The 25,700-nt window shown below is 60.7% G+C and carries 24 protein-coding genes; 11 read left to right on the forward strand and 13 right to left on the reverse strand.

Translation table 11 applies throughout. The features are described 5' to 3' along the window. Window positions 1-14 precede the first annotated feature (14 nt). From AC07VR_RS26865 to AC07VR_RS26890, 6 genes are all read left to right on the forward strand, one after another. Complete coding sequence (locus AC07VR_RS26865) at window positions 15-878, forward strand: LysR family transcriptional regulator (protein ID WP_495013079.1); 864 nt, start codon at window positions 15-17, stop codon at window positions 876-878. 224 nt (window positions 879-1,102) lie between these two features. Continuing rightward, window positions 1,103-2,179, forward strand: coding sequence for a putative 2-aminoethylphosphonate ABC transporter ATP-binding protein (locus AC07VR_RS26870; protein WP_494990754.1), 1,077 nt, complete (start codon window positions 1,103-1,105; stop codon window positions 2,177-2,179). After that, window positions 2,179-3,903: a putative 2-aminoethylphosphonate ABC transporter permease subunit gene (locus AC07VR_RS26875; protein ID WP_495013080.1), complete on the forward strand. Its 1,725-nt coding sequence runs from the start codon at window positions 2,179-2,181 to the stop codon at window positions 3,901-3,903. Before AC07VR_RS26870 ends, AC07VR_RS26875 begins: the two co-directional genes overlap by 1 nt. Window positions 3,904-3,950: 47 nt before the next feature. After that, the gene (locus AC07VR_RS26880) at window positions 3,951-4,976 is read left to right on the forward strand and encodes a putative 2-aminoethylphosphonate ABC transporter substrate-binding protein (protein ID WP_495013081.1); all 1,026 of its coding nucleotides are present in this window, start codon (window positions 3,951-3,953) and stop codon (window positions 4,974-4,976) included. Window positions 4,977-5,102: 126 nt separating this feature from the next. Beyond that, complete coding sequence (locus AC07VR_RS26885; protein WP_495013082.1) at window positions 5,103-6,236, forward strand: TIGR03364 family FAD-dependent oxidoreductase; 1,134 nt, start codon at window positions 5,103-5,105, stop codon at window positions 6,234-6,236. Continuing rightward, window positions 6,236-6,793, forward strand: a complete 558-nt coding sequence (locus AC07VR_RS26890) for a phosphonate degradation HD-domain oxygenase (protein ID WP_495013083.1) — start codon at window positions 6,236-6,238, stop codon at window positions 6,791-6,793. Before AC07VR_RS26885 ends, AC07VR_RS26890 begins: the two co-directional genes overlap by 1 nt. Window positions 6,794-6,823: 30 nt before the next feature. Here AC07VR_RS26890 and AC07VR_RS26895 read toward each other — a convergent pair whose 3' ends face one another. Both AC07VR_RS26895 and AC07VR_RS26900 read right to left on the reverse strand, forming a co-directional pair. Then, window positions 6,824-8,188: a GTPase/DUF3482 domain-containing protein gene (locus AC07VR_RS26895; protein ID WP_495013084.1), complete on the reverse strand. Its 1,365-nt coding sequence runs from the start codon at window positions 8,186-8,188 to the stop codon at window positions 6,824-6,826. Next, window positions 8,181-9,560, reverse strand: a complete 1,380-nt coding sequence (locus tag AC07VR_RS26900; RefSeq protein WP_495013085.1) for a DUF2868 domain-containing protein — start codon at window positions 9,558-9,560, stop codon at window positions 8,181-8,183. Before AC07VR_RS26900 ends, AC07VR_RS26895 begins: the two co-directional genes overlap by 8 nt. Before the next feature lie 94 nt (window positions 9,561-9,654). On the opposite strand from AC07VR_RS26900, the gene AC07VR_RS26905 reads away from it, so the two are divergent. Continuing rightward, window positions 9,655-10,167 carry a dihydrofolate reductase gene (locus AC07VR_RS26905; protein ID WP_495013086.1) on the forward strand — a complete coding sequence of 171 codons (513 nt, stop codon included), beginning with the start codon at window positions 9,655-9,657 and terminating at the stop codon, window positions 10,165-10,167. Window positions 10,168-10,279: 112 nt separating this feature from the next. Here the strand turns inward: AC07VR_RS26905 and AC07VR_RS26910 are convergent, their stop codons facing one another. Next, window positions 10,280-11,671, reverse strand: coding sequence for an L-cystine transporter (locus AC07VR_RS26910; RefSeq protein ID WP_495013087.1), 1,392 nt, complete (start codon window positions 11,669-11,671; stop codon window positions 10,280-10,282). Between the two features lie 241 nt (window positions 11,672-11,912). Here AC07VR_RS26910 and AC07VR_RS26915 point away from each other — a divergent pair, with 241 nt between their 5' ends. Beyond that, window positions 11,913-12,968: an HAD family hydrolase gene (locus AC07VR_RS26915; protein ID WP_494990745.1), complete on the forward strand. Its 1,056-nt coding sequence runs from the start codon at window positions 11,913-11,915 to the stop codon at window positions 12,966-12,968. A gap of 84 nt (window positions 12,969-13,052) precedes the next feature. On the opposite strand, the gene ilvD is transcribed toward AC07VR_RS26915, so the two are convergent. The 3 genes from ilvD to AC07VR_RS26930 form a co-directional block, all read right to left on the reverse strand. Then, window positions 13,053-14,894, reverse strand: a complete 1,842-nt coding sequence (gene ilvD, locus AC07VR_RS26920) for a dihydroxy-acid dehydratase (protein ID WP_494990744.1) — start codon at window positions 14,892-14,894, stop codon at window positions 13,053-13,055. Window positions 14,895-15,229: 335 nt separating this feature from the next. Further along, window positions 15,230-15,688 carry an REP-associated tyrosine transposase gene (locus AC07VR_RS26925; protein WP_495013088.1) on the reverse strand — a complete coding sequence of 153 codons (459 nt, stop codon included), beginning with the start codon at window positions 15,686-15,688 and terminating at the stop codon, window positions 15,230-15,232. A 179-nt stretch (window positions 15,689-15,867) separates the two neighbouring features. Further along, entirely contained in the window at window positions 15,868-17,064 is a 1,197-nt protein-coding gene (locus tag AC07VR_RS26930) for a class I SAM-dependent rRNA methyltransferase (RefSeq protein WP_494990742.1), read from the reverse strand. Window positions 17,065-17,293: 229 nt separating this feature from the next. Between AC07VR_RS26930 and mutM the strand changes: the two genes are divergently transcribed. Beyond that, a complete protein-coding gene (gene mutM, locus AC07VR_RS26935; RefSeq protein ID WP_494990741.1) occupies window positions 17,294-18,106 on the forward strand; it encodes a bifunctional DNA-formamidopyrimidine glycosylase/DNA-(apurinic or apyrimidinic site) lyase in 813 nt (270 codons plus the stop codon). Window positions 18,107-18,130: 24 nt separating this feature from the next. Here the strand turns inward: mutM and AC07VR_RS26940 are convergent, their stop codons facing one another. From AC07VR_RS26940 to AC07VR_RS26960, 5 genes are all read right to left on the reverse strand, one after another. Further along, window positions 18,131-18,382 (reverse strand): YfhL family 4Fe-4S dicluster ferredoxin, encoded by a 252-nt coding sequence (locus tag AC07VR_RS26940; RefSeq protein WP_495013089.1) that lies wholly within the window; start codon window positions 18,380-18,382, stop codon window positions 18,131-18,133. 106 nt (window positions 18,383-18,488) lie between these two features. After that, complete coding sequence (gene coaD / locus AC07VR_RS26945) at window positions 18,489-18,968, reverse strand: pantetheine-phosphate adenylyltransferase (protein WP_494990740.1); 480 nt, start codon at window positions 18,966-18,968, stop codon at window positions 18,489-18,491. 115 nt (window positions 18,969-19,083) lie between these two features. Beyond that, a complete protein-coding gene (locus AC07VR_RS26950) occupies window positions 19,084-20,679 on the reverse strand; it encodes a GMC family oxidoreductase (RefSeq protein ID WP_495013090.1) in 1,596 nt (531 codons plus the stop codon). A gap of 135 nt (window positions 20,680-20,814) precedes the next feature. Then, on the reverse strand, window positions 20,815-21,360 hold the full coding sequence (locus AC07VR_RS26955) for a twin-arginine translocation pathway signal protein (protein ID WP_495013091.1): 546 nt from the start codon (window positions 21,358-21,360) through the stop codon (window positions 20,815-20,817). A 27-nt stretch (window positions 21,361-21,387) separates the two neighbouring features. After that, complete coding sequence (locus AC07VR_RS26960; protein ID WP_495013092.1) at window positions 21,388-22,818, reverse strand: coniferyl aldehyde dehydrogenase; 1,431 nt, start codon at window positions 22,816-22,818, stop codon at window positions 21,388-21,390. Window positions 22,819-22,965: 147 nt separating this feature from the next. On the opposite strand from AC07VR_RS26960, the gene AC07VR_RS26965 reads away from it, so the two are divergent. Next, window positions 22,966-23,637 (forward strand): TetR/AcrR family transcriptional regulator, encoded by a 672-nt coding sequence (locus AC07VR_RS26965; protein WP_494990736.1) that lies wholly within the window; start codon window positions 22,966-22,968, stop codon window positions 23,635-23,637. Between the two features lie 33 nt (window positions 23,638-23,670). Continuing rightward, complete coding sequence (locus AC07VR_RS26970; RefSeq protein ID WP_495013093.1) at window positions 23,671-24,525, forward strand: sulfurtransferase; 855 nt, start codon at window positions 23,671-23,673, stop codon at window positions 24,523-24,525. Between the two features lie 119 nt (window positions 24,526-24,644). Here AC07VR_RS26970 and AC07VR_RS26975 read toward each other — a convergent pair whose 3' ends face one another. Both AC07VR_RS26975 and AC07VR_RS26980 read right to left on the reverse strand, forming a co-directional pair. Beyond that, entirely contained in the window at window positions 24,645-24,974 is a 330-nt protein-coding gene (locus tag AC07VR_RS26975) for an AzlD domain-containing protein (protein ID WP_494990734.1), read from the reverse strand. After that, window positions 24,971-25,690: an AzlC family ABC transporter permease gene (locus AC07VR_RS26980; RefSeq protein ID WP_494990733.1), complete on the reverse strand. Its 720-nt coding sequence runs from the start codon at window positions 25,688-25,690 to the stop codon at window positions 24,971-24,973. Before AC07VR_RS26980 ends, AC07VR_RS26975 begins: the two co-directional genes overlap by 4 nt. Window positions 25,691-25,700: the final 10 nt, after the last annotated feature.

Raw genomic sequence — 25,700 nt, forward strand, 5'->3', positions numbered from 1 at the left:
AATGAGAGGGTGCAGTGCTGAGTGCCGAGCTGAAGGCTTTTTATATGGTCGCCCGCCTGGGCAGCATCACCCAGGCGGCGAAAAAGCTCGGCCTGAGCCAACCGACGGTGACGACGCAGATTCGTCACCTGGAAAGCCAGTATTGCGTTGAGTTGTTCTACCGCGGCGGCCGCCGCTTGAGCGTCAGCGATGAAGGCGCGCGGCTGCTGCCGATGGTCAAAGCGTTGTTGCAGCAGGAAGCCGATATCGAGTTTTTCCTGCGCAACAGTGGCCAGGTCCAAGGTACGCTGCGCATCGCCGCCACGGCGCCGTATTACATTCTCGATCTGGTGAAAACCTTCCGCGAGCGCTTGTCACAGGTTGAGGTCTCCGTCGAGATCGGCAATTCACAACAGGTGCTGGAATCCCTGGAGGAGTACCGGGTCGACATTGCCGCCTCTTCGCAGTTGCTGGAAGATGCGCGGCTGATTCGCCGGGTGTTGGGCAGCGATCCGCTGGTGTTGGCGGTGCATCGCAATCATCCGTTGGCGACCCATGGCCATGTTCCACTCAGCGCATTGGCCGGGCATACCTTGTTGATGCGCGAGCCGGGCTCGACCACTCGCCGACTGACCGAGGACCTGCTGCAAAACGCCAACGTCAGCTTCGGCCCGTTGCTGGAAATCGGCAGCCGCGAATCGATTCGTGAAGCGGTGCTGCGCAACATCGGCATCAGCATCATCGCCCGCCATGAAGTACCTCATGATCCGCAACTGCGGGTGCTGACCTTCGAAGGCGCGCCGCAGATTTCCGAGTATCTGTACTGCCTCAAAGAGCGAAAGGGCGCGCGCCTGCCGGCAGCGTTCCTGGGGTTGGCGCAGGAAATGGCCGGTTGCTGAATCGCCGATGATCGTTCCCACGCTCCCGCGTGGGAATGCCTCACTGGACGCTCCGCGTCCGCTTCGGCTGCGACGCAGAGCGTCACGGGCTGCATTCCCACGCAGAGCGTGGGAACGATCACCCAAATCCACCAATACCACTATCGGCAACTTTTGCCTCGTTGCCACATGACCTACGCATTCAGTCCCTAGGATGGCTTTCATCTGCTTGATGAGGCCCGTCCATGAACAACCCGATCGCAACTGCTCAGACCTTTCCCGGTACGCCGATGAAGGTGCGCGGCATTCAGAAGCGCTTTGGCGCATTCACTGCGCTGGATAACGTTTCGCTGGACGTCGCCGCTGGCGAACTGGTGTGCCTGCTCGGGCCGTCCGGGTGCGGCAAGACTACGCTGCTGCGCTGCATCGCCGGCCTGGAGCGTCAGGACAGCGGCGAGTTGTACCTCGGTGCCCGCAACGTTTCCCACCTTGCACCGCAAGCCCGGGACTACGGCATTTTGTTTCAGTCCTACGCGCTGTTCCCCAATCTCACCGTCGAAGCCAACATCGCCTACGGCCTGGCAGGCAGTGGCCGCGATGAAGTGCGCAAACGCGTCGGGCAGATGCTTGAACTGGTTGGCCTGATCGGCAGCGAAAAGAAATACCCTGGCCAACTATCGGGCGGTCAACAGCAGCGCGTAGCCCTGGCTCGTGCCTTGGCGCCGGCACCATCGTTGCTGCTGCTCGACGAGCCAATGTCGGCCCTCGACGCCCGGGTGCGCGAGCATCTGTGTACCGAACTGCGCCAAATGCAGCGCAACCTGGGCGTCACCACCCTGATGGTTACCCACAATCAGGACGAAGCGATGTTGATGGCCGACCGGATTGCCGTGATGAACAACGGCAAGGTCGAGCAGTACGCCACACCCCAGGAAATTTACGACAAGCCGGCGACGCCGTTTGTGGCCGAGTTCGTTGGCCAGGGTAATTGGCTACCGTTCCAGCGCAGTAGCGACAGCCACGCCCAGGTCGGCGGCATGCATGTGCGGCTGGCCGAGGGTTCCGGCCGGGCCGTCTCGGGCCGTCTGTTCTGCCGCCCGGAATCCATCAGCGTCAACCCGCCGGTGCATGAAGAGAATCTGTTCCCGGCGAAGGTCCGCGAGATCACCTTCCTCGGCAATCGCTGCCGCATGAGCTTCGAACTCAACGAACTGCCGGGTCACTCGCTGCTCGCCGAGCTGGCGCCACAAGACATGCCACGCCTCGGCGCCCAGGACATCATGGTCGCCTTGCCGCCACGCAGCCTGCAGGTGTTTGCCTGATGAGCGCGCACGTCGTCCTGCCGATGCCGCACAAGCAGGTTCGGCAAAGCACCCGCGCCGAACTTGGCGACCGGGTGTTCGTGGTCGGTGGCAAGGTTTTGCTGCTATGCCTGTTGGGTGTTGCGGTGCTGATGCCGTTGTTGGCGATCTTTTGGCGTGGCTTCAGTGCCGAAGCCGGGCAGGGCGGCGGTCTGGTAGCCGCTCGTGAACTGGTGACCAGCGCGAATTTTCACTGGCTGCTGGGCAATAGCCTGAAGGTTTCTGTCAGCGTGGCAGCCATTGTCGTGCCGCTGGCCTATCTGTTTGCCTACGCTCTGCAGCGCACGTTGATCCCGGCAAAAGGCATCTGGCGCGGGATGTCGTTGTTGCCGCTGATGGCGCCGTCGATGTTGCCGGGAATCGCCCTGGTTTATCTGTTCGGCAACCAGGGGATGCTTCGCGGGCTGGTGTCGGAAAACATCTACGGCTTCTGGGGCATTGTCCTTGGTGAAGCGATTTACACCTTTCCTCATGCTTTGATGATTCTGCTCTCGGCCTTGTCCTTGGCCGATGCGCGTTTGTTCGACGCCGCGTCGAGCATGGGCGCGAGCCCGGCCAAGGCGTTTCGCGGCATCACCTGGCCGGCGACCCGCCAGGCTGTTTTCGCTGCGTTCTGCCTGGTGTTTACCCTGACCATCACCGATTTCGGTGTGCCCGTGGTGGTCGGCGGCGATTATCAGGTGCTGGCGCTGGAAGCCTACAAAGCGGTGGTCGGTCAGCAGCAATTCGGTCGTGGCGCCTTGATTGGCATGGTGCTATTGCTGCCGGCGCTGTTCAGTTTCGGCGTCGATGCCTGGTTGCGTCGTCGTCATGGCGATTCCATGAGCGGTCGGGCGCAGGTCTTTCAGCCAGCGCTGTCACGGCTGCGGGACGCTTGTTTCCTGGCCATCGTGTTGCTGATTTGTGCGGTGTTGTTGCTGGTGTTCGGCATGGCGGTGTACTCGTCGCTAGTGAAGTTCTGGCCGTACAACCTGTCGCTGTCGCTCAATCATTACCAGTTCAACGACACCGCGGGCGGCGGTTGGCTGGCTTATGGCAACAGCGTGAAGATGGCCTTGTGCACGGCGTTGATCGGCAGTGTGCTGATTTTCACCGGCGCCTACCTGATGGAGAAAACCAACGGCCAGCGTGGTTTGAATCTGGCGCTGCGCATGCTCAGTTTTGTGCCGATGGCGGTGCCAGGTTTGGTGCTCGGGCTGGGCTATGTGTTTTTCTTCAACCTCAATGGCAATCCGCTGCATGTGTTCTACGGGACCATGACCCTGCTGGTGGTCTGCACCATTGCTCACTATTTGACCACCGCGCAAATGACCGCCACCACCGCGCTGCGTCAGCTCGACGCCGAGTTCGAAGCCGCCGCGCTGTCGCTCAAAGCACCGCTCTATCGGCACTACCTGCGGGTCACCGTGCCGATCTGCCTGCCGGCGCTGCTGGACATCGTTCGCTACTTGTTCGTCTCGGCCATGACCACGGTTTCGGCGGCGATCTTTCTTTACAGCCCCGACACCATCCTCGCGGCGGTGGCGGTGCTGAACATGGACGACGCCGGCAATGTCGGCGGCGCGGCGGCCATGTCGACCCTGATTCTGTTCACCTCGGCAGGCGTCTCGCTGCTGCTGGCCTGGGCCTCGCGCGGTTTGCTGCGTCGCTCCCAGGCCTGGCGGCAAACCGCGCCCGGCAACTGATTCACTCCACCACTCACCCTGATCCGCACTCACAAAGGAACCGCACCATGTTCAAGCCCATGGCTCTTGCCGCTGCTGTCCTCACTGCTTTCAGCTTGAATGCCTTCGCGGCGAAAACCGAACTGACGGTGTACACCGCCCTCGAAGCCGAGCAACTGAAGTCCTACAAAGAGGCCTTCGAAGCAGCCAACCCGGACGTCGAAATCAAGTGGGTGCGCGATTCCACGGGGATCATCACCGCCAAACTGCTGGCCGAAAAAGCCCGTCCGCAAGCTGACGCGGTCTGGGGCCTGGCAGCATCGAGCCTGGCGATCCTTGACCAGCAAGGCATGCTGCAAAGCTACGCACCGAAGGACTTGGGCAAGATCGGCGGCAATTACCGTGATGCCGCCAACCCGCCGGCCTGGGTCGGTATGGATGTTTGGGCCGCGACTATTTGCTTCAACACCGTCGAAGCCCAGAAGCAGGGTTTGACCAAGCCTGTGAGCTGGCAGGACCTGACCAAACCTGAATACAAAGGCAAGATCGTCATGCCGAACCCGGCGTCGTCCGGTACCGGATTTCTCGACGTCAGCGCCTGGTTGCAGACCTTCGGCGAGAAGCAGGGCTGGCAGTACATGGACGACCTGCACCAGAACATCGGCCAGTACGTTCATTCGGGTTCCAAGCCTTGCAAGTTGGCGGCAGCCGGTGAATTCCCGATTGGCATCTCCTTCGAATACCCGGCCGTGCAGCTGAAACGCCAAGGCGCGCCGCTGGATATCATCCTGCCGAAAGAAGGCCTGGGTTGGGAAATCGAAGCCACTGCGCTGATCAAGGGCACGCCCCATGAAGAAGCGGCGAAGAAACTTGCCGACTTCTCCGCAAGTCCCGCAGCGATGGAGCTGTACAAGGAAAACTTCGCGGTACTCGCGCAGCCCGGCATCGCCAAGCCACAGACCGAACTGCCGGCGGACTATGAGCAGCGTCTGATTAAAAACGATTTCGCCTGGGCCTCGAAAAACCGCGACAACATCCTCACCGAATGGCGCAAGCGCTATGACGGCAAGTCGGAAAAAGTCGTCGCCAAGTAAGTCAGTTCGATCGTTCCCACGGTCCCCGTGGGAATGCAGCCCGTGGCGCTCTGCGTCACAGTGGACGCGGAGCGTCCATGGAGGCATTCCCACGCAGAGCGTGGGAACGATCATGGGGAGAAAAACATGGCTAATCACAGCGACATGCTGATTGTCGGCGCGGGGATTCTTGGTTTGTCCCACGCCTATGCCGCAGCCAAACGTGGCTTGCGGGTCAAGGTCTTCGAGCGCAGCGCCACACCGCTTGGCGCCTCGGTGCGCAACTTCGGTCAGGCGCTGGTTACCGGTCAGCCGCCGGGGGTGATGTTTGATCTGGCGCGGGCCAGCCGCGATATCTGGGGCCAATGGGCGCAGTCAGCCGGTTTGCAACTCAAGCGCAACGGCTCGTACCTGTTTGCCCGCAACGAAGCCGAAGAACAGCTGCTGGAAGCCTTCTGCAGCGGCCGCGCAATGGCGCACGGTTATCGCGTTGAACTGCTGCGCGGTACTGCATTGCGCGACCTGTACGGGGGCCAGTTCAGCCATCACCGTGCGGCGCTGCACGGACTGGATGACCAGCAACTGTATTCTCGCGAGGCGATACCGGCGCTGATCGAATACCTGCGCCGTGAGCTGGGTGTGGAGTTTCACTTTTCCACACTGGTTCGCGACATCGAACCCGGGCAGTTGCAGAGCACGGCAGGCACCTTCCGTGGCGAACAGATCATCGTCTGTTCCGGACACGATTATCAGACGCTGCTTGCTGAACAAATTGCTGAGTTAAACCCGCAAATCTGTCGCCTGCAAATGCTCCGCGCGCGGCCGCAGATCAATCTGAATCTGCAACACGCGTTGCTGACCGGCTTGAGTTGCGTGCATTACGGCGCCTTTGCCGATTTGCCGGAAGCCGCGGCGGTGCAGGCCCAGATTCTTCGCGAATCGCCGCACCTGCACGAGCAGGGGATTCACCTGCTGATCAGCCCGACGCCTTATGGTGAGCTGATCATAGGCGACTCTCACCATTACGGCAGTGATCCCTCGCCGTTCAATGCTGAGCGGGTGGACAACTGGCTGATTGACCTGGCCGAGCAAACGCTGGGCTGCAAGGTGCAGGTGCTTGAACGCTGGCAAGGCGTCTATGGTTCTCGCGGGACTGGGCCGTTCTCGTTCCTGCGCGCGGCCCCGGGAGTGAGCGTGGCGCTGATGCACACGGGGGTGGGCATGAGTGTCGGGCCGGCGATGGCTGAACGTAATGTCGCGACCTTGTTGGGGGAGTTGTGATGAATCACAGCGAGCAAGTCATCGCCGAGGTCTTCGGTTGGTATGAGCAGTTCGGTGACAACGATTACATCGGTGAGCCGGTGTCGCAGATCGAGCACATGTCCCAGGCCGCGCAGTTGGCGATGGCCGAGGGTTTCGATGATGAAGTGGTGTTGGCGGCGTTCTTTCACGACATTGGGCATATCTGCGCTCAAGACGCGCAAAACATGGGCGGTTTTGGCGTGGTCAGCCACGAGCGCTTGGGCGCGGATTATTTGCGTCGCGCAGGCTTCAGCGAGCGCGTGGCGCGGCTGGTGGAGTATCACGTTCAGGCCAAGCGTTATCTGACCTTGAAAGAGGCGGGGTACTACGACCGACTCAGCGAAGCGAGCCGGCGAACGCTGGAGTACCAGGGCGGGGTAATGACGACTGAAGAGGCCCAAACCTTCGAGCAAGACCCGTTGTGGGCCATCAGCCTGCGCATGCGCCATTGGGATGAACAGGCCAAGGAGATGTGGGTGCCGGTGATCGATCTGCAGGTGTTGAAGGACAAGGCGGGGCGGTTGTTAGGCGCGTAAGCCACCGATCGTTCCCACGCGAGGGAACGATCAGAGTTGCTGCGCCAACACCTCAACCTGTTCCTGGCGCTCCGTCTGGCTCAACCGCGCATGAGGATTGAGCGACGACCACTGCGGATGCGCTCGGGCCTTGTTCAGAGCCTCCGGCAATTTCCCTTCGCGCCAGGTTTTGTCTTGTGGGGTGGCGACCTGGATGCTGTCCATCGCTGCATGCCCGCGCAGATTCAGTGCCTGGAGCAATTGCCGCTGGCGCAAGGCGAGCAGGCGCAGCACGCTGTCGTCGACGGTCAATTCGTGTTGGCCTTTGATCTTGCCAAGCAAGCGACTGCCATAGCTGCGGGCCGTTTGCAGTGCGCCGCCGGCGATTGCCCCGGCTAGCGCGGCGGCGCCCAAGGTCAGGCCGCCCACCAGCAAGTCCACGCCGGCACCGGCCGCCGCACCCGCCGCGATCCCTCCACCCACCCGTACTCCAAGCTGTTTGAGGGTTTCGGGGTTGAACAAGTCATCGCCCCAACGGCCATCGAGCAAGGGTAAATCACTGGCGGCGGCGTCCTGCGGGCGGAAGGCGTAGAGCTTGAGCAGCGCTTCGACGCAACGCTGCTCGCGCTGGCGAATGGTTTTGCGCAGTTCGCTGATGGCGTGCTGTTGTGCATCGGCTTTGCTGACCACGCTGCGTCGGCAGGCAGCGCAATCGATCAATAGTTCAGCAATCAAGCGTGCTGCGCTTTGCTGGCGGGCCAGACGTTGTGCTTGTTGATCGGCAATCAGCCGTTCCAGTTGCCCGCGAGAACTCTCCAGCAGCAGGGCGAGGCTTTCGTAGAGTCGCCGCTCACCGTCTAGCGGTGGCGCGACGCTATCGAAACGCACCAATGCATGCAGCCCGAGTCGGGCCAGGGCTTCGCGCCAATCGGGTTCGCGGTGGTTGGCGCTGCTGACGAAATTCAGTACCGGCAACAACGGTTTGCCGCAACTGGCCAGCACTTCCAGTTCATCGCGGTACTTGGCCAGCACCGGCTCGCGGGCGTCGATCACATACAGCCCGGCATCCGAGGTCAGCAACTGGCGAAGGACCTTGGCTTCCTGTTCGAAACGCTGGCGCGCCTCGCTGCCGTTGAGAAACCGTGCCAGTCGCGCCGGGCCATCAAGACGTTCGCCGGGGTGTTCCAGGCGTTCCAGGTAGTCAAGCAGGGCAATCGCGTCTTCCAGCCCCGGCGTGTCGTACAGCTCCAGCAAGGCTTCGCCGTCCACCGACAAACGTGCACCTTCGACATGCCGGGTGGTGCTCGGCCGATGGGAGACTTCGCCGAAGCCGACATCGCGAGTCAGAGTCCGTAGCAATGAGGTCTTGCCGACATTGGTGTGGCCGACTACTGCGAGCCTCAACGGCTTAGTCATGGCCACTCTCCAGCCAGTTCAACGGCGCGCAATCGGCGAACGGCAATTCCAGCTGTCGCAGGGCATCGTGCCAGTCGCCCAGGCGTTCGGCATCCAGCGCCTGGCCAGGCGGCGCTTGCAGCAGCCAGACGCGGGTCGCTGTGGCGTTGCGCGCCAGTTCGGCGATCAGCGCCAGGCTGCCGCGATCCGGTGAACGGCGCGGGTCGCAAGCAATGGTCAGGCGTGCCGGGGGAAAACGGGTCATTTGCTCCAGCAGCTTTTGCCGGGACTCACGGCTGTCGAGGATGCCGGCGTCTTTCACGGTTTTCGGCAACTGTGGCGGCCACGGACGCTGATCGTCCAGCTCGATGGCCACCAGCAAGGCGCCGTCACTTTCCGATGTGCTGAGGCCACCCTGAACCGCGTGCAATTGTTCGGGGGCGGCATCGTTGACGCCAAGGCGTTCGCTGCTGGGCATCAGGCGCTCGCGCAGTTGGCTGTAGCCGGGCAGGTTGAGGTCGAGGTGCAAGGCCGAGCGGCCGGTTTTCCAGCGCGCCAAACAGAACAGCGCGAGAATCAGGCGCGGCAATACTCCGTAGACCACTAGCACACCCACCAGCCACGCGGCCCAGGCTTGCCGGGCGCTTTCGATGTTCAGCGCAGCATCGCCGCTGGCGCGAATCATTTCCACGGTCGGGACGCTGAAGCCCAATAATGCCGGAAGGGCGCCAAGGGTCTGGGTCACGACGACAAAGGTATCGCCACTGAGAATAGTGGTCTCCCAGACGAAACCATAGCGCCGGGTCGCCATTAGCATCAGCAGAATCGCCAAGGCGCTGAGTAACACCAGCAACCACAGACTGTTGACCAATACGCCGACGGCCCAACGGTTGAGCTTCTTGCGTTGCAGCAACAGCAACAAGGCCGGCGCCAGTTGCGCAGCTTTGGCGTCGCGGGCGAGCTTTTCGCTGAGCCACAACCATAGGCGCCCGAGACTGGCGCCGTGCTCCCCGGCGAACAGCAGACCCAAGGCCCAGCTCAGTAGCAGAATCAGGTTCAAGCCAAGCAGACTGCCCAGGGCCCAGAACACATTGACCGGGACCTGGCCGTCGCCCAGCGCCGCAAACGCCAGACCGGCGCCACTGACGATGGCCAGTACCGCCAGTACGATCAACGCCAGTCGCGCGCCTTGCAGCCAATGGCGCAGCGCGCTGGTCAGGCCATCGCGCTCGGCCAGCCACAGGGCGCGGTACTGGATTCGGCTCGGCAGGTCGCCGCCAGCGTTGCGGGCCAGGCGGTTGGCTTCAAGATCTTCCAAAGGGCCTGCGTGTTCTTCGCGCAGGCGCACGGTTTCAGTCAGCCAGAGGTTTTCCAGCGGGGTGAGTGCAGTCACGCGGCATCCCATTGCTCAAGTGAGCCCAGAGCATAACCGCTGTACGTCGATCGGGCACGTTGCGAGCATGCAAGCCTCTGGTATCCTCGCCTCCATGAAAAAAACTCTCCCTCTCAGCCTGATTGCAGCTCTCGGTGAAAACCGCGTGATCGGCGTCGACAACAGCATGCCCTGGCACTTGCCGGGGGATTTCAAATACTTCAAGGCCACGACCCTGGGCAAGCCGATCATCATGGGTCGCAAGACCTGGGATTCCCTCGGTCGTCCACTGCCGGGCCGGTTGAACATCGTGGTCAGCCGTCAGGTCGATCTGCAGCCCGAAGGCGCCGAGGTGTATCAATCGCTGGAAGCCGCTGTGGCCCGGGCTCAGGAATGGGCGCTGGAGCAGGGCGCCGATGAGGTGATGTTGATTGGCGGCGCGCAGCTGTATGAGCAAGGGATGGATCAGGCGGATCGCCTGTACCTGACCCGCGTGGCGCTGAGCCCGGAGGGCGATGCGTGGTTTCCGGAGTTTGATCTGGCACAGTGGAAACTGGTGTCCAACACCGAGAACCCGGCGCTGGATGACAAGCCGGCGTACAACTTCGAAGTTTGGGAACGCGTCTAGGATCGTTCCCACGCTCCCGCGTGGTAACGCAGCCTGTGACGCTCTGCGTCACAGTGGACGCGGAGCGTCCATAGAGGCATTCCCACGCAGGGCGTGGGAATGATCTGTCTGATTAAGCCTGCGCCAGCTCTTCGTGCTCATCGGCATCCAACAGGCTCTTGTCGGTCTGCTGCATGATCTGGCTGGTGATCGCGCCGGCGGTCATCGAGCCGCTGACATTCAATGCGGTACGGCCCATGTCGATCAGCGGTTCGACCGAGATCAGCAGCGCCACCAGTGACACCGGCAAGCCCATGGCCGGCAGCACGATCAGCGCGGCAAACGTCGCACCACCACCCACACCGGCTACCCCTGCCGAGCTCAACGTCACAATCGCCACCAGTGTCGCGATCCACAGTGGATCCAGCGGGTTGATGCCCACGGTCGGCGCCACCATCACCGCCAGCATTGCCGGATAAAGCCCGGCACAACCGTTCTGGCCAATGGTCGCGCCGAACGAGGCGGCGAAGCTGGCGATCGATTGTGGAATGCCCAGACGACGAGTCTGCGCTTCGATGCTCAGCGGAATGCTCGCGGCGCTCGAACGGCTGGTGAAGGCAAACGTCAGCACCGGCCAGACTTTACGCAAGAAGCGCAGCGGGTTGATCCCGGCCAGTGAGACCAGCAAGCCGTGAACCACGAACATCAACCCCAGGCCGATGTACGACACCACCACGAAACTGCCGAGCTTGATGATGTCTTGCAGGTTGGAACCGGCGACCACTTTGGTCATCAACGCCAGCACGCCGTACGGGGTCAGCTTCATCACCAGACGCACCAGACGGGACACCCAGGCTTGCAGGGTGTCGATGGCATTGATCACTTTCTGGCCTTTGTCGGCATCGTCCTTCAGCAGCTGCAGCGCGGCGATCCCGAGGAAGGCGGCGAAGATCACCACGCTGATGATCGAGGTCGGCTTGGCCCGAGCCAGGTCGGCGAACGGGTTCTGCGGGATGAATGACAGCAGGAGTTGCGGGATATTCAGGTCGGCGACCTTGCCGGCGTAATCGCTCTGGATCACCTGCAGGCGGGCCATTTCCTGGGTGCCAGCGACCAGGCCATCGGCAGTCAGGCCGAACAGGTTGGTCAGGCCGATGCCGATCAGCGCCGCGATGGCGGTGGTGAACAGCAGCGTGCCGATGGTCAGGAAGCTGATCTTGCCCAGCGAGGACGCGTTGTGCAGACGGGCCACGGCACTGAGGATCGAGGCGAACACCAGCGGGATCACGATCATCTGCAGCAATTGCACGTAACCATTGCCCACCAGATCGAACCAGCCGATCGAGGCTTTCAGGGGCAGGCTGTCCGAACCATAAATGGCGTGCAGCGCGACGCCGAAGATCACACCCAGCACCAGGGCGAACAGGACCTTCCTGGCCAGGCTCCAGGTGGTGTGACGGGTTTGTGCCAGGCCCAGCAGTAAGGCGAGGAATACCAGCAGATTGAGGACCAGCGGCAAATTCATTGAGGCTCCGATAAGACTTGTGCCAATCGCGTTCCAGGGCGATTGCGAACCGGCAAGCCTAACAGCTTGATATCTAATGAATTAATACCTGGATGGAATGATCGCTGTCGTTTTTGGAATAAGCCGCTGACGCTCAAACGAATGTCGATGACGTGATCTGGACGCAAGCCGTCGTGCGCAGGAGAGAACTGTCATATGGATTTGTTAGCGTCGATGACTTTCATTCAGGGAGAAAATGAACATGAAGCTCGCTCCGGGGTTGTTTGCCGCCGCGCTGTGCCTTGGCCTTGCCGGCCAGGCCTTTGCCACCGAGTTGAAACACTGGCCAGAGGCTCAGGCCAGGCAACTGGACGCGATGATCGCGGCCAATGCCAACAAGGGTAACTTCGCGGTGTTCGACATGGACAACACCAGTTACCGCTACGACCTGGAAGAGTCCTTGTTGCCGTTCATGGAAAACAAGGGCCTGATCACCCGCGAAACGCTTGATCCCTCCCTGAAGCTGATCCCGTTCAAAGACACCGCCGACCACAAGGAAAGCCTGTTCAGTTACTACTACCGCCTCTGCGAAGTCGACGACATGGTCTGCTATCCATGGGTCGCGCAAGTGTTCGCAGGCTTCACCCTCAAAGAACTCAAGGGCTACGTCGATGAGATGATGGCCTCCGGCAAGCCAGTGCCGAGCACCTATTACGACGGCGATGTGGTCAAGACCATCGACGTCCAGCCGCCAAAGGTCTACACCGGCCAGGCCGAGCTGTACAACAAGCTGATGGAAAACGGTATCGAGGTCTATGTGATGACCGCCGCCTCTGAAGAGCTGGTGCGGATGGTCGCCGCCGATCCGAAGTACGGCTACAACGTCAAGCCACAGAACGTGATTGGCGTGAGCACGCTGCTCAAGGATCGCAAGACCGGCGAGCTGACCACCGCACGCAAGCAGATCACCGCCGGCAAATATGACGAGAAAGCCAACCTGGGCCTGGAGTTGACGCCTTACCTGTGGACCCCGGCCACCTGGATGGCCGGCAAACAGGCAGCGATCCTGACCTACATCGACGAGTGGAAAAAACCGGTTCTGGTGGGTGGCGATACTCCATCCAGCGATGGTTACATGCTGTTCCACAGCGTTGACGTGGCCAAGGGTGGCGTGCACCTGTGGGTCAACCGCAAGGACAAGTACATGACTCAGCTCAACGGCATGATGACCAGGCATGCTGCCGCTCAGGCCAAAGAAGGCCTGGTGGTGACGGCGGACAAGAACTGGGTGATCGTCAAGCCTGAAGATATTCAGTAGGTACTGGCTGATCGTTCCCACGCGGGAGCGTGGGAACGATCAGCCCCGCACTTGGCGGGGCATATTTATTCAACGGCTAAGCAATCACAGACCGTCGAGCATCGCCTTGTTACGCACCGCGCCTTTGTCGGCGCTGGTGGCGAGCAGGGCATAGGCCTTCAATGCGGTGGTCACTTTACGTGGACGCACTTCGACCGGTTTCCAGCCTTTCTTGTCCTGTTCAACCCGGCGCGCCGCCAGTTCTTCATCGCTGATCAACAGGTTGATCGAGCGGTTCGGGATATCGATCAGCACTTTGTCACCGTCCTGTACCAGGCCGATTGCACCGCCGGCAGCGGCTTCTGGCGAAGCGTGGCCGATGGACAGGCCCGAGGTGCCGCCGGAGAAACGGCCGTCGGTGAGCAGGGCGCAGGCTTTGCCCAGGCCTTTGGATTTCAGGTAGGACGTCGGGTACAGCATTTCCTGCATGCCCGGGCCACCTTTCGGGCCTTCGTAGCGAATGATGACGATGTCGCCTTCCTTCACTTCGTCGGCGAGGATGCCGCGTACGGCGCTGTCCTGGCTTTCGAAGATCTTCGCGTTGCCTTCGAAGACGTGGATCGACTCATCGACGCCGGCGGTTTTTACCACGCAACCGTCCAGGGCAATGTTGCCGTACAGAACGGCCAGGCCGCCTTCTTGCGAGTAGGCGTGCTCGACACTGCGGATGCAGCCGTTTTCACGGTCGTCGTCCAGGGTTTCCCAACGGGTCGACTGGCTGAACGCGGTCTGAGTCGGGATGCCTGCAGGACCGGCCTTGAAGAAGTGATGCACGGCTTCGTCGGTGGTCTGGGTGATGTCCCACTTGGCGATGGCTTCTTCCATGCTGCGGCTGTGTACGGTCGGCAGGTCGGTGTGCAGCAGACCGCCACGGGCCAGGGAACCGAGAATGCTGAAGATCCCGCCTGCACGGTGCACGTCTTCCATGTGGTACTTCTGGATGTTCGGCGCGACCTTGCACAATTGCGGTACATGGCGGGACAGACGGTCGATGTCGCGCAGGTCGAAATCGATCTCGGCTTCCTGGGCCGCAGCCAGCAAGTGCAGGATAGTGTTGGTGGAACCGCCCATGGCGATGTCCAGGGTCATGGCGTTTTCGAACGCCTTGAAGTTGGCGATGTTGCGCGGCAACACCGATTCATCGTTCTCGCCGTAGTAGCGTTTGCACAGTTCGACGATGGTGCGGCCGGCTTGCAGGAACAGCTCTTCGCGGTCGCTGTGGGTGGCCAGGGTCGAACCGTTGCCCGGCAAGGCGAGGCCCAGAGCTTCGGTCAGGCAGTTCATGGAGTTGGCGGTGAACATGCCGGAGCACGAACCGCAGGTCGGGCAGGCGCTACGCTCGTACTCGGCAACCTTCTCGTCAGAAGCGCTGGAGTCGGCGGCGATCACCATGGCATCGACCAGGTCGAGACCGTGGCTGGCTAGTTTGGTCTTGCCGGCTTCCATCGGGCCGCCGGAAACGAAGATCACCGGAATGTTCAGGCGCAGGGCGGCCATCAGCATACCGGGGGTGATCTTGTCGCAGTTGGAGATGCAGACGATGGCGTCGGCGCAGTGGGCGTTGACCATGTACTCGACGGAGTCGGCGATGATCTCACGGCTCGGCAGCGAATAGAGCATGCCATCGTGGCCCATGGCGATGCCGTCATCCACGGCGATGGTGTTGAATTCCTTGGCGACGCCGCCAGCCCGTTCGATTTCCCGGGCAACCAGTTGGCCCAGATCCTTCAGGTGCACGTGGCCCGGTACGAACTGGGTGAAGGAGTTGGCAATGGCGATGATCGGCTTCTTGAAGTCGTCATCTTTCATCCCCGTGGCGCGCCACAGGGCGCGAGCACCGGCCATGTTGCGGCCGTGGGTGGATGTTTTCGAGCGGTAATCAGGCATGGAGCACTCCGGGCGGCTAATCGGGTATCAAAAGGGAAGTGAGCTTCTATTGACGTCTGGAACACACAGAAATGGCCGTGTGCCCGGAAGATGCCGATAACGCTGCGGGATCGCCGCGCGCCTCAGCCTGAGCTCATAAACCCGCCGGGGGATGACTGGCGATGAATCCTGTGATTCTACACCGCTGGCGTCAGGAAGGAATGGTGCGATGACGGGACGTACGCCGCCTTCCCTTGTAGGAGCGAGCTTGCTCGCGAAAAACGTTAACGATGACGCGGTGTACCTGATATGCCGCGGCGCCTGTTAATTTTTCGCGAGCAAGCTCGCTCCTACAGTTAGAGCCAGATGGCATCCCAAAGCGGATAGTCACCAATATGAATGACCAATCCGGCTCGTAGGGGATTGGCAACGATGTATCGGGCCATGGTTTTTAGATCTTCCTCCCGGCGCAGTGCTCGGTCGAAATAGCCTTTTTGCCATACAGGTTCATGGCTGTTTCTTGCTTTGTTGATGGCCCGGGCGCAGCGGGACTTGGTTGCTTGCATCAATTTGGGCAAGTCGCCGTTATGCAACTCAACCAGCCAGTGAATGTGATCTGGCATGACCACCCAGGCAACGGAGTCAGCGGCACCGTCTTCTTGAGCTTTTCTGAATTCGTTCACGACCAGGCGGCCAATGCTCCAATCGTGGAAGAGCGGTTGGCGCAAATGAGTGACGGCGGTGAGCAGATAAATGCGTCCGGAGTCCGAGAAACGGCCGGTGCGTAAGCGATGGGCATGAGGTGTTTTGGACATTCCGTTGTCCTCCCTGTGGCTGGAAGAGCAACGTTACGTGAGGCAAGGAGGATAGTCTTTTTGACAGTAGATCTGGATGTGTCTGCCTGAGAGCATCGCGAGCAAGCTCGCTCCTACAGGTGATCGGGTACCCCTGCAGGAGCGAGCTTGCTCGCGATCAGCCGCGAAGCGGCGCTGCCTTAGCTGTTAGGCAGCAACCGGCAGGTAATGCTCTTGATGTAGCGCGTTTCGGCAATCGCCGGGTGCACCGGATGGTCCGGCCCCTGACCACCGCGTTCGAGCATCTGGATATTGCGGTCCAGGTGACGGGCGCTGGTCAGCAGGATGTTTTGCAGATCGTCTTCCGGCAGGTGCATGGAGCACGACGCGCTGACCAGAATGCCGTCCTTGCTGAGCAGGCGCATGGCTTGCTCGTTCAGGCGGCGGTAGGCGCCTTCGCCGTTCTTCAGGTCTTTCTTGCGTTTGATGAAGGCCGGTGGGTCGGCGACGATCACGTCGAAGCGTTCTTCGCTGGCTTTCAGTTCTTTCAGGGCTTCGAACACGTCGCCTTCAATGCAGGTGACTTTCTCGGCGAAACCGTTCAACGCGGCGTTGCGCTCGACGCCGTCGAGGGCGAAGGACGAGGCGTCGACGCAGAACACTTCACTGGCGCCGAAGGCTGCGGCTTGCACGCCCCAGCCACCGATGTAGCTGAACAGATCGAGCACGCGCTTGCCCTTGGCGTACGGAGCGAGGCGGGCGCGGTTCATGCGGTGGTCATAGAACCAGCCGGTTTTCTGGCCTTCCATGACCGGCGCTTCGAACTTCACGCCGTTCTCTTCCAGGGCAACCCACTCTGGCACCAGACCGAAGACAGTTTCGACGTAGCGGTTGAGGCCTTCGGCATCACGGGCCGCGGAGTCATTCTTGAACAGAATGCCGCTTGGCTTGATCACTTGGGTCAGCGCCGCAATCACGTCGTCTTTATGGGCTTCCATGGTCGCCGAAGCGATCTGGACCACCAGAATGTCGCCGAAACGGTCGACCACCAGACCCGGCATCAGGTCGGAATCACCGTAGACCAGGCGATAGAACGGCTTGTCGAACAGGCGCTCGCGCAGGGACAGGGCCACGTTGAGGCGGTGTACCAGCAGCGACTTGTCCAGCGGCAACTTGATGTCACGGGACAGCAAGCGTGCGCAGATCAGGTTGTTCGGGCTCATGGCGACGATGCCCAGCGGCTTGCCGCCGGCGGCTTCCAGAACCGCTTGATCGCCTGCCTTGAAACCGTGCAGTGGGGTGGCGGCTACATCGATTTCGTTGCTGTAGACCCACAGGTGACCGTTGCGCAGGCGACGGTCGGCGTTGGCTTTGAGGCGCAGGCTTGGCAGGGACATGACGTCGCTCCGGAAAAAAGAGCGGGAGTATAGCGCGTTGTGTAAAGAATGGCCGCGCGGGCAGATGTACTGTAGGAGCCGCCGGTCGACGCTCCTATAGAAAGCGGGCGCTGCTTCGGGTTTTGGATGTGTCGGGTCGGACTTTATAAGGGTTAGAATCGCTGCTTGGCCCATATGCCAGAGCCAGCGCGCAATGCCGTGGTCGGCTATTTATTGATCTGAGAGCGCCATGCCTGAACTACCTGAAGTCGAAACCACCCGGCGCGGTATCGCACCGCATCTGGAGGGCCAGCGCGTCAGCCGCGTGATCGTCCGTGACCGCCGCTTGCGCTGGCCCATTCCGGAAGATCTTGATGTGCGTCTGTCCGGGCAGCGCATCGTGACGGTCGATAGACGTGCCAAGTATCTGCTGATCAATGCCGAGGTCGGGACGTTGATCAGCCATTTGGGGATGTCGGGGAATTTGCGGCTGGTGGAAGTCGGCATGCCGGCGGCCAGGCATGAACATGTGGATATCGAACTGGAATCGGGTCTGGCTTTGCGCTACACCGACCCTCGGCGTTTTGGGGCGATGCTCTGGAGTCTTGATCCGCTCAATCATGAACTGCTGATCCGGCTGGGGCCGGAGCCGTTGACCGACCTGTTTGATGGCGAGCGGCTGTTCCAGCTATCGCGCGGGCGCTCCATGGCGGTAAAGCCGTTCATCATGGACAACGCGGTGGTGGTGGGAGTGGGCAATATCTACGCGACCGAAGCGCTGTTTGCGGCAGGCATCGATCCGCGACGCGAAGCCAAGGGCATTTCCCGGGCGCGTTATCTGAAGCTGGCTATCGAGATCAAGCGCATTTTGGCTCATGCCATCGAGCGCGGCGGCACCACATTGCGCGACTTTATTGGTGGCGACGGCCAGCCCGGCTATTTCCAGCAGGAACTGTTCGTCTACGGTCGTGGCAATGAACACTGCAAGGTGTGTGGCACTGGCCTTCGTGAGGTTCGTCTGGGGCAGCGCGCCAGCGTCTATTGCCCGCGTTGCCAGAGCTGACGAAACCGCACGATCATCTGAAGTTTACGCCTTGCCAGTAATGATCTTGTACTTGGCCATTAGCTGTTCTTTGGTTTCCGGATGGGCTTCATCCAGCGGGATGCAGTCTACCGGGCAGACCTGCTGGCACTGCGGTTCGTCGTAATGGCCGACGCACTGGGTGCACAGGTTCGGGTCGATCACGTAGATCTCTTCGCCTTGCGAGATGGCGGCGTTCGGGCACTCGGGTTCGCAGACGTCGCAATTGATGCAGTCGTCGGTGATGATCAGGGACATGGCGCACTCCTGCCGGGGCGGCTGGCCCAGGCATCTGAAAACTAATGCTGCAATTGTGCCGCATTGGCGCCCGCAGTGCACGCGGGCGCGATGGGCTGTTCCCTGACTACTTCTTGAAGCGCAGGGTCAGGGCGTCAGCGACGGCCGGGTGGACGAACTTGGCGATATCGCCGCCCAGGGCGGCAATTTCACGAACCAGCGTCGAAGAAATGAACGAATAACGCTCTGACGGGGTGAGGAAAAGGCTTTCCACATCCGGCGCCAACTGGCGGTTCATGTTGGCCAGCTGGAATTCGTATTCGAAGTCCGACACCGCTCGCAGGCCACGCAGGAACACATTGGCGTTCTTTTCCTTGGCAAAGTGCGCAAGCAGCGTGGAGAAACCGACGACTTCAACGTTCGGTATATGTTTGGTGACCTCGCGGGCCAGCTCCACACGCTGTTCCAGGGGGAAAAGCGGGTTTTTCTTCGGGCTGGCGGCGACGGCAATGATCACATGGTCGAACAGGCGCGCGGCGCGTTCGACCAGATCGCCATGGCCCTTGGTAATCGGGTCGAAGGTACCTGGGTACAACACTCGGTTCATCGCGTCGTCCTGGCGGGAGTCCGTTGGGGAGTCGGATGGTATCGCAGCCTTCCCGGTCGGCCAAGTCGCCTTTGGGGGAAGAAAGCACTATAGACGATACGAATAATGTGCTTTTTCACGAGTTTTTTAAACGCTCGGCCAGTGAAGTCGCCAATTGCGCCGTCAGTCCGTAGACCGACAGCTGCGGGTTGGCGCCAATGCTGGTGGGGAACAACGAGCCATCGTGGATCGACAGATTGCCCAACTGATGATGCCGGCCGAGGCTGTCGCAGACGGCATTTTTCGGGTCTTCGCCCATGGCGCAGCCGCCCATCACGTGAGCGCTACCCAGGCGCGTGCGATACAACTCAAGGCTCAGACCGTCGATCAGCGTGCGGGCTTGCGCGAGGGTTTTTACATAACGGGCATCGTTGTGCAGGGGCATGACTTCCTTTGCGCCGCCGGCGAACTGGATTTGCGCCATGCTGTGGAAGGCCCGGCGCAGGCCATCCCAGGCATAAGGTGATACCTGATAGTCGAGCACCGGTGTGCCATCACCGCGCAACTCGACACTGCCGCCGGGGCTGTCGGGGTGAAAACCATCACGCAGTAGTGCAAGCATGGCGTGGGTGTGGGGCAGTTGTTCCATGCGCAGTGCGTTGTCGGAACCGAAACCGCCGAACAGGGTGCTGGCCAGCGCCGGGTGCAGCGGGGGGACTTCCAGCTTGTAGGACATTTTGCCGGTAGTGCCGTCCTGCCATTGAAAATGGTCGGAATAAATCGATTGGGGCGCGCCGTAGAACGGGTTGATCACGCCGTCGAAATGCCCGGCAGACATGTTTACCAAGTGTAGGAAGGTCCGTTTGCCGAGCCGCTCATGGGGGTCGGGCGCCTTGGAACGCAGCAGCAACGCCGGGCTGTTGATGCCGCCGCCGGCCAGAACATAGTGCCGTGCCTTGACGGTGATGCTGCGCCCGGTCGGCGCGACGCAGCGTGCGTCCATGGCCACGCATTGCAGGCCAGTGACCTTGTCATCTTTGATCAACAGATGTTCGGCACGGGCCAGATATAGCAGTTCGCCGCCTTTTTCCAGGGTTGCCGGAATGCTGGTCACCAACATCGATTGTTTGGCGTTGGTCGGGCAGCCCATGCCGCAATAACCGAGGTTCCAGCACCCGCGAACGTTGCGCGGGATCACATGCCAGCTGTAGCCGAGCTTTTCGCAGCCATTCTTGATCACGTCGTTGTTGGCATTAGGCGGTACCATCCACGGCGCGATGCCCAGGCGCTGCTCCATTTTCTCGAACCAGGGCGCCATCTCGGCAGGGCTGTGGCCTTTGACATTGTGTTCTTTGGCCCAGTGCTCAAGAGTCGGCTGCGGGGTTCGAAAGCTCGAAGTCCAGTTGATCAACGTCGTGCCGCCGACCGCGCGGCCTTGCAGGATGGTGATCGCACCGTCCTTGCTCATGCGGCCGATGCCTTCCTGATAGAGGCTGGCGTAGGCTTGATCTTCCAGCATCTTGAAGTCGCTGCTGGTCTTGAGCGGGCCTTCTTCGATCAGCAGCACCTTGTAGCCGGCGGCGCTGAGAATCTCTGCCGTAGTGCCGCCGCCGGCACCGCTGCCGATGATCGCCACGTCCGCTTCCAGCGTCAGGTCCTGCTCCAGTTGCGAGCCGTCATGGGTTTTCCAGCCACGGGCCAGGCCCTCGCGAAACAGATCAGGTACGGGCATATCAGGTGCTCTTGTTTTTATGGATTAAACGCAGGTGGCCGCTCCGCGGCCAATCGCGAGCAAACTGTTGTGGTCCAGTTTTTTTGGACCAGTCCGTAGGAGCGAGGCTTGCCCGCGAATGGGGCACCGCAAATCTCAAACCTTCGGCGGCCCCGGATACCCGCAGTGCGCCCACGATTCGGTGCGACCGTACCAGGCCATCATCACCAGTTGCACAAGCGAGCTGTGGCCCATGCGCAGCAGGCTCAACGAGCTGTTTTCCCAACGCTTGAGAAAGTGCCGGATGTCATTGACGCTGGCGTTCTCCCAACTGCCCCAGATGCCGGTCAATGGCCCACGGGTGATGGCCATGCCGAGCACATCGAACAGTTGCCGGGTCCGCTTGAGCATTTCCGGCGACAGGTGATCGAGACCGCGATCCAGGCTTTGCAGGGTGCCGTCGATGGCCACAGGCATTTTCTCGACGGTCACGGCACCCTCGAGCATCACCGGGATCAGTGCCCGTAGAAATGGCAGGTCGCTGCTGCGCAGAATCGCAAAACCGCTGGCCGGGGTGCTGGCCGAGCAGCCGCTGAGGCTGGCGCCAAGCCCGGCAGTGGCGAGGAAGGCACTGGCGCACAGGCCGAACTTCAATAGACCGCGTCGTGACAGCTCGGGTGATTCAGACAGGCTTGGGTTCATTATTGTTATTACCCGACAGCAATGTGGTTAGCGGACAAACAGCTTCTGAATCAGCTTCTGGATGGATTTTCCGTAAGGCGGGTAAATCAATTTCGCCGCATTCAGCCGCTGCTTGGTCAGCACGCCCTTGGCCTTGCTGAACGTCAGGAAGCCTTCACGGCCGTGGTAATGGCCCATCCCCGATGCGCCGATGCCGCCGAACGGCATATCGTCTTGAGCGACGTGCAGCAAGGTATCGTTGATGCAAACGCCCCCTGAGTGGGTTTCGTTGAGCACGCGGCTTTGTTCTGCCTTGTCGTAGCCGAAGTAGTAGAGCGCCAGCGGACGCGGTCGTTGGTTGATGTAGGTAAAGGCTTGATCCAGGCCGGTGTAGGGGACGATGGGCAGCACCGGACCGAAGATTTCGTCCTGCATTACGGTCATCTCGTCGTTGACGTTCAGCAACAGGCTGTGGCCCATGCGTCGACCCTGACCCTGGTCGAACAGCGGGATCAGCAACGCGCCCTTGCTGGTGGCGTCGCTGAGGTAGCCGTTGAGCCGTGCCATTTGTCGGTCATTGATGATCGCGGTGTAGTCCGGGTTGTCTGCAAGCTTGGGATAAAACCCGCGAACGGCCTTGCGATAGGCTTCGATGAAGGCGCCAACGCGGTCCTCCGGCACCAGCACGTAATCCGGAGCGACACAGGTTTGTCCCGCGTTCAGGGTTTTGCCGAAGGCGATGCGTTCAGCGGCATCCTTGAGCGGTACGTCGGCGGAGACAATGGCCGGCGATTTGCCGCCCAGTTCCAGGGTCACGGGGGTCAGGTGTTCTGCCGCGGCGCGCATGACATGCTTGCCAATGCTGGTGGCGCCGGTAAACAGCAGGTGATCGAAGCGTAGTCTGGAAAACGCCATGCCGACCTCGGCTTCTCCCAATACAACGCAGACCAGGTCTTCTGGAAAGACCCGAGCCAACAATTCCTTGAGCAATTGCCCGGTGGCCGGCGTCGACTCGCTGAGCTTGAGCATCACCCGATTACCGGCGGACAACGCGCCGACCAAGGGGCCGATGGCGAGGTAAAGCGGATAGTTCCACGGCACGATAATCCCGACCACGCCCAGTGGTTGATAGATGACTTTGGCCGAGGCGGGCTGGAAGGCTGCGCCTACTTTGCGTCGGGACGATTTCATCCAGCCTTTGAGGTGTTTGCTGGCGTAATGAATGCCGTGCAGGCTAGGCATCAGTTCGGCAAGCAAGGTTTCATCGGCGCTGCGGTGGCTGAAATCCTGGCTGATGGCGTCGATCAACGCCTGGCGTTCGTCGCTCAACACATGACGCAAGGCCTTGAGCCATTGCTGGCGTTGCGCCGCTGGTGGCATTGGGTGGGCCGCATAGGCCTGGCGCTGGGCGGCAAACAGCCTGTGGAGCTCATCCAGTTGCGGTTGAGAGTCTTGCAGATAGGCAATGTCGGCAGGCATGGATGGCTCCGATTTTTATTCGAGAGACTTGTTTTTAGAGTCTATGCTCTAAAATGTCAAATGACATCACTCGACAGCTTTGATTTATCCGATTCGGGATAGGTCGTAAGATGCTCGTTAACGCACTCTGAATTAAAGCCCAAGCCCATGGCCCCACGGATAAAAACCAGCGAGCGCATCGTCCAGAACAGCCTTGAGCTGTTCAATCAGCAGGGCGAGCGTAGCGTCAGCACCAACCACATCGCGGCCCACATGGAAATTTCCCCGGGCAACCTGTACTACCACTTCCCCAACAAGCAGGCGATCATCGCCGTGCTGTTCAGTGAGTACGAAAACCTGGTGGACAGTTTCCTGCGCCCACCCCAGGGCCGTGCGGCTACGGTCGAAGACAAACGTTATTACCTGCAGGCGCTGCTCGCCGCCATGTGGCGCTACCGATTCCTGCACCGAGACCTCGAACACCTGCTCGACAGTGACCCGGAACTGGCCGCTCGCTACCGACGGTTTTCCCAGCGCTGTCTGATCCAGGGCACGGCCATTTACGAGGGCTTTGTCGAGGCCGGAATCCTGAGCATGGGCAGGGTCCAGATTGAATCGCTGACCCTCAACGCCTGGATCATCCTCACCTCCTGGGTGCGCTTTCTCTGCACCACGCGGGAAAACTCCACGCATCTGAGTGAAGAGGCCATAAAGCGCGGGGTCTATCAGGTGTTGGTACTGGAAGCCGGATTTGTCACTGACCAGGCTCGGGAGGCAGTGACTGCGCTGTTCGATGAGTTTTATGTGCCGCTGGCGCAGGCACTGGAAGAAGTGCAGTAGGATCAACCACAGACGTAATCACAGGAGCCCGTTATGCCCATTGCGCAATTGATCAGCCCTCAAGCTCTGGACTTGAAAAAGGAGCAGGCCGGGCTGGTGATTCTGGATTGCCGTTTTGCCCTGGAAGACCCGGACTACGGCCAGCGCAGTTATGCCGAAGGGCATATCGCCGGCTCATCTTTCGCCGATCTGGAGCGTGACCTCAGCGGTCCTGTGATCAAGGGGGTGACCGGTCGCCATCCGTTGCCGGATCCTGAGCAGCTGACTGAGCGTTTGCAGGCCTGGGGTATCAATGCCGAAAGTGAAATTGTGCTGTATGACGATGGCCCCGGTGCATTTGCCGCACGCGCCTGGTGGCTGCTGGCCTGGCTGGGCAAGCGCGACGGTGTGTTCATTCTCGATGGCGGCTTGAAGGCCTGGCACGCGGCTGGTTTGCCGTTGAGTCTGGACGCGCCTGATACACGCCCCGGCAGCTTTGCAGGTACACCAGACGACTCGCTGCTATTGAGTGCCGAACAACTGCAAAAGCGCCTCGGCCAGCCAACCCTGACCTTGCTCGATGCTCGCGCCCAGCCGCGTTTCCGTGGCGAGGTGGAGCCGATCGACCCCGTGGCCGGGCACATCCCCGGCGCACAATGCGCGGCGTTCAGCGAAAACCTGGGTGGCGACGGGCGTTTTCTCCCGGCAGACCAGCTCAAGCAACGTTTCGCTGCGAAGCTGGGTGACCGCTCGCCGAGTGAACTGGTGGCCTATTGCGGTTCCGGCGTGACGGCTTGCCATAACCTTTTTGCGTTGTGCCTGGCAGGTTATCCGCTGGCCAGTCTGTATGCAGGATCGTGGAGTGAGTGGATTACCGATCCCAAGCGTGGCATCGCCAAGGGCGATTGAAGATAACGATCGTTCCCACGCTCCTGCGTGGGAATGCATCCAGTGACGCTCTGCGTCACATCAACGGCGGACGCAGAGCGTCCCGGGCGGCATTCCCACGCGGAGCGTGGGAACGATCACTAGACCGGCAATTGCCCCATCATCCAGCGCAACAAAAAGAACACCAGCAACCCGCCTCCAATGGTCGCCAGCAAATGCCGGGTCAACGCGGCAATGGCAATCGCGACCAACCCCGCCAACAGGTACGCATTACTCAGGTTCAGCGCCCAATGCTCACCATCGGGCAGCAACATGCCGGGCACTACAATAGCTGTCAGCACTGCTGTCGGCACATAGTGCAAACCCTGGCGCACCAGCGGCGGGAAGCTCAGATTTGGCCAGGCGAACAAGCTGTAGCGCAGCACAAAGGTAATCGCGGCCATGCCGAAAATCAGCCACCAGTAACTCATGAGTGCAACTCCTTGCCAGTCTGAGTCGCCAATCGTCGACGCTCCAACACTGCGCCCACCGCAATCCCGCTGAAGGCGGCTGCCATCAGTCCGAGTTTGTAGGGCCAGCCATAGGTCACCAATGCTACGGCGCCTGCCGCCAGTGCGGCAGCAACTTGTGGTTTATTGCGCAGCAACGGCACGACGATGCCGATAAAGGTCGCCAGCATGGCAAACTCCAACCCCCAGCTCGCCAAGTCCGGCACGGCCTGACCGAACAGCACACCCACCAGTGAACTCGACACCCAGCACACATACAGCGAACTGGTGACGCCCAGCCAATACCAGTGCGCAAGCGGGCGATCACCGTGCAGCAGATAGAAGCGTTGAACCACTGCGAAGGTTTCATCCGTCAGCCAAAACGCCAACAACACTCGCCAACGCTGCGGCAACTGGCTGACATGAGGCTGCAGGGTGGCGCTGTAAAGCACGTGGCGCAGATTGACGATAAAGGTCGTCAGCAGAATCACCACCGCACTGGCACCTGCGCCGAACAGGCTGATGACGATAAATTGCGCGGAACCGGCGTAGACGAATAGCGACATACCGACCGCTTGCCATAACGTCAGGCCAGCGGCGCCGGCCAATGTGCCGAAGATCAGCCCGAACGGCAGAATGCCCACGGCCATGGCAAAGCTGTCGCGGATACCTCGGGAATAAAGCTGTTTGCGGGTCATCAAGACTCTC

Source organism: Pseudomonas sp. GW821-FHT02H09, assembly GCF_059421425.1.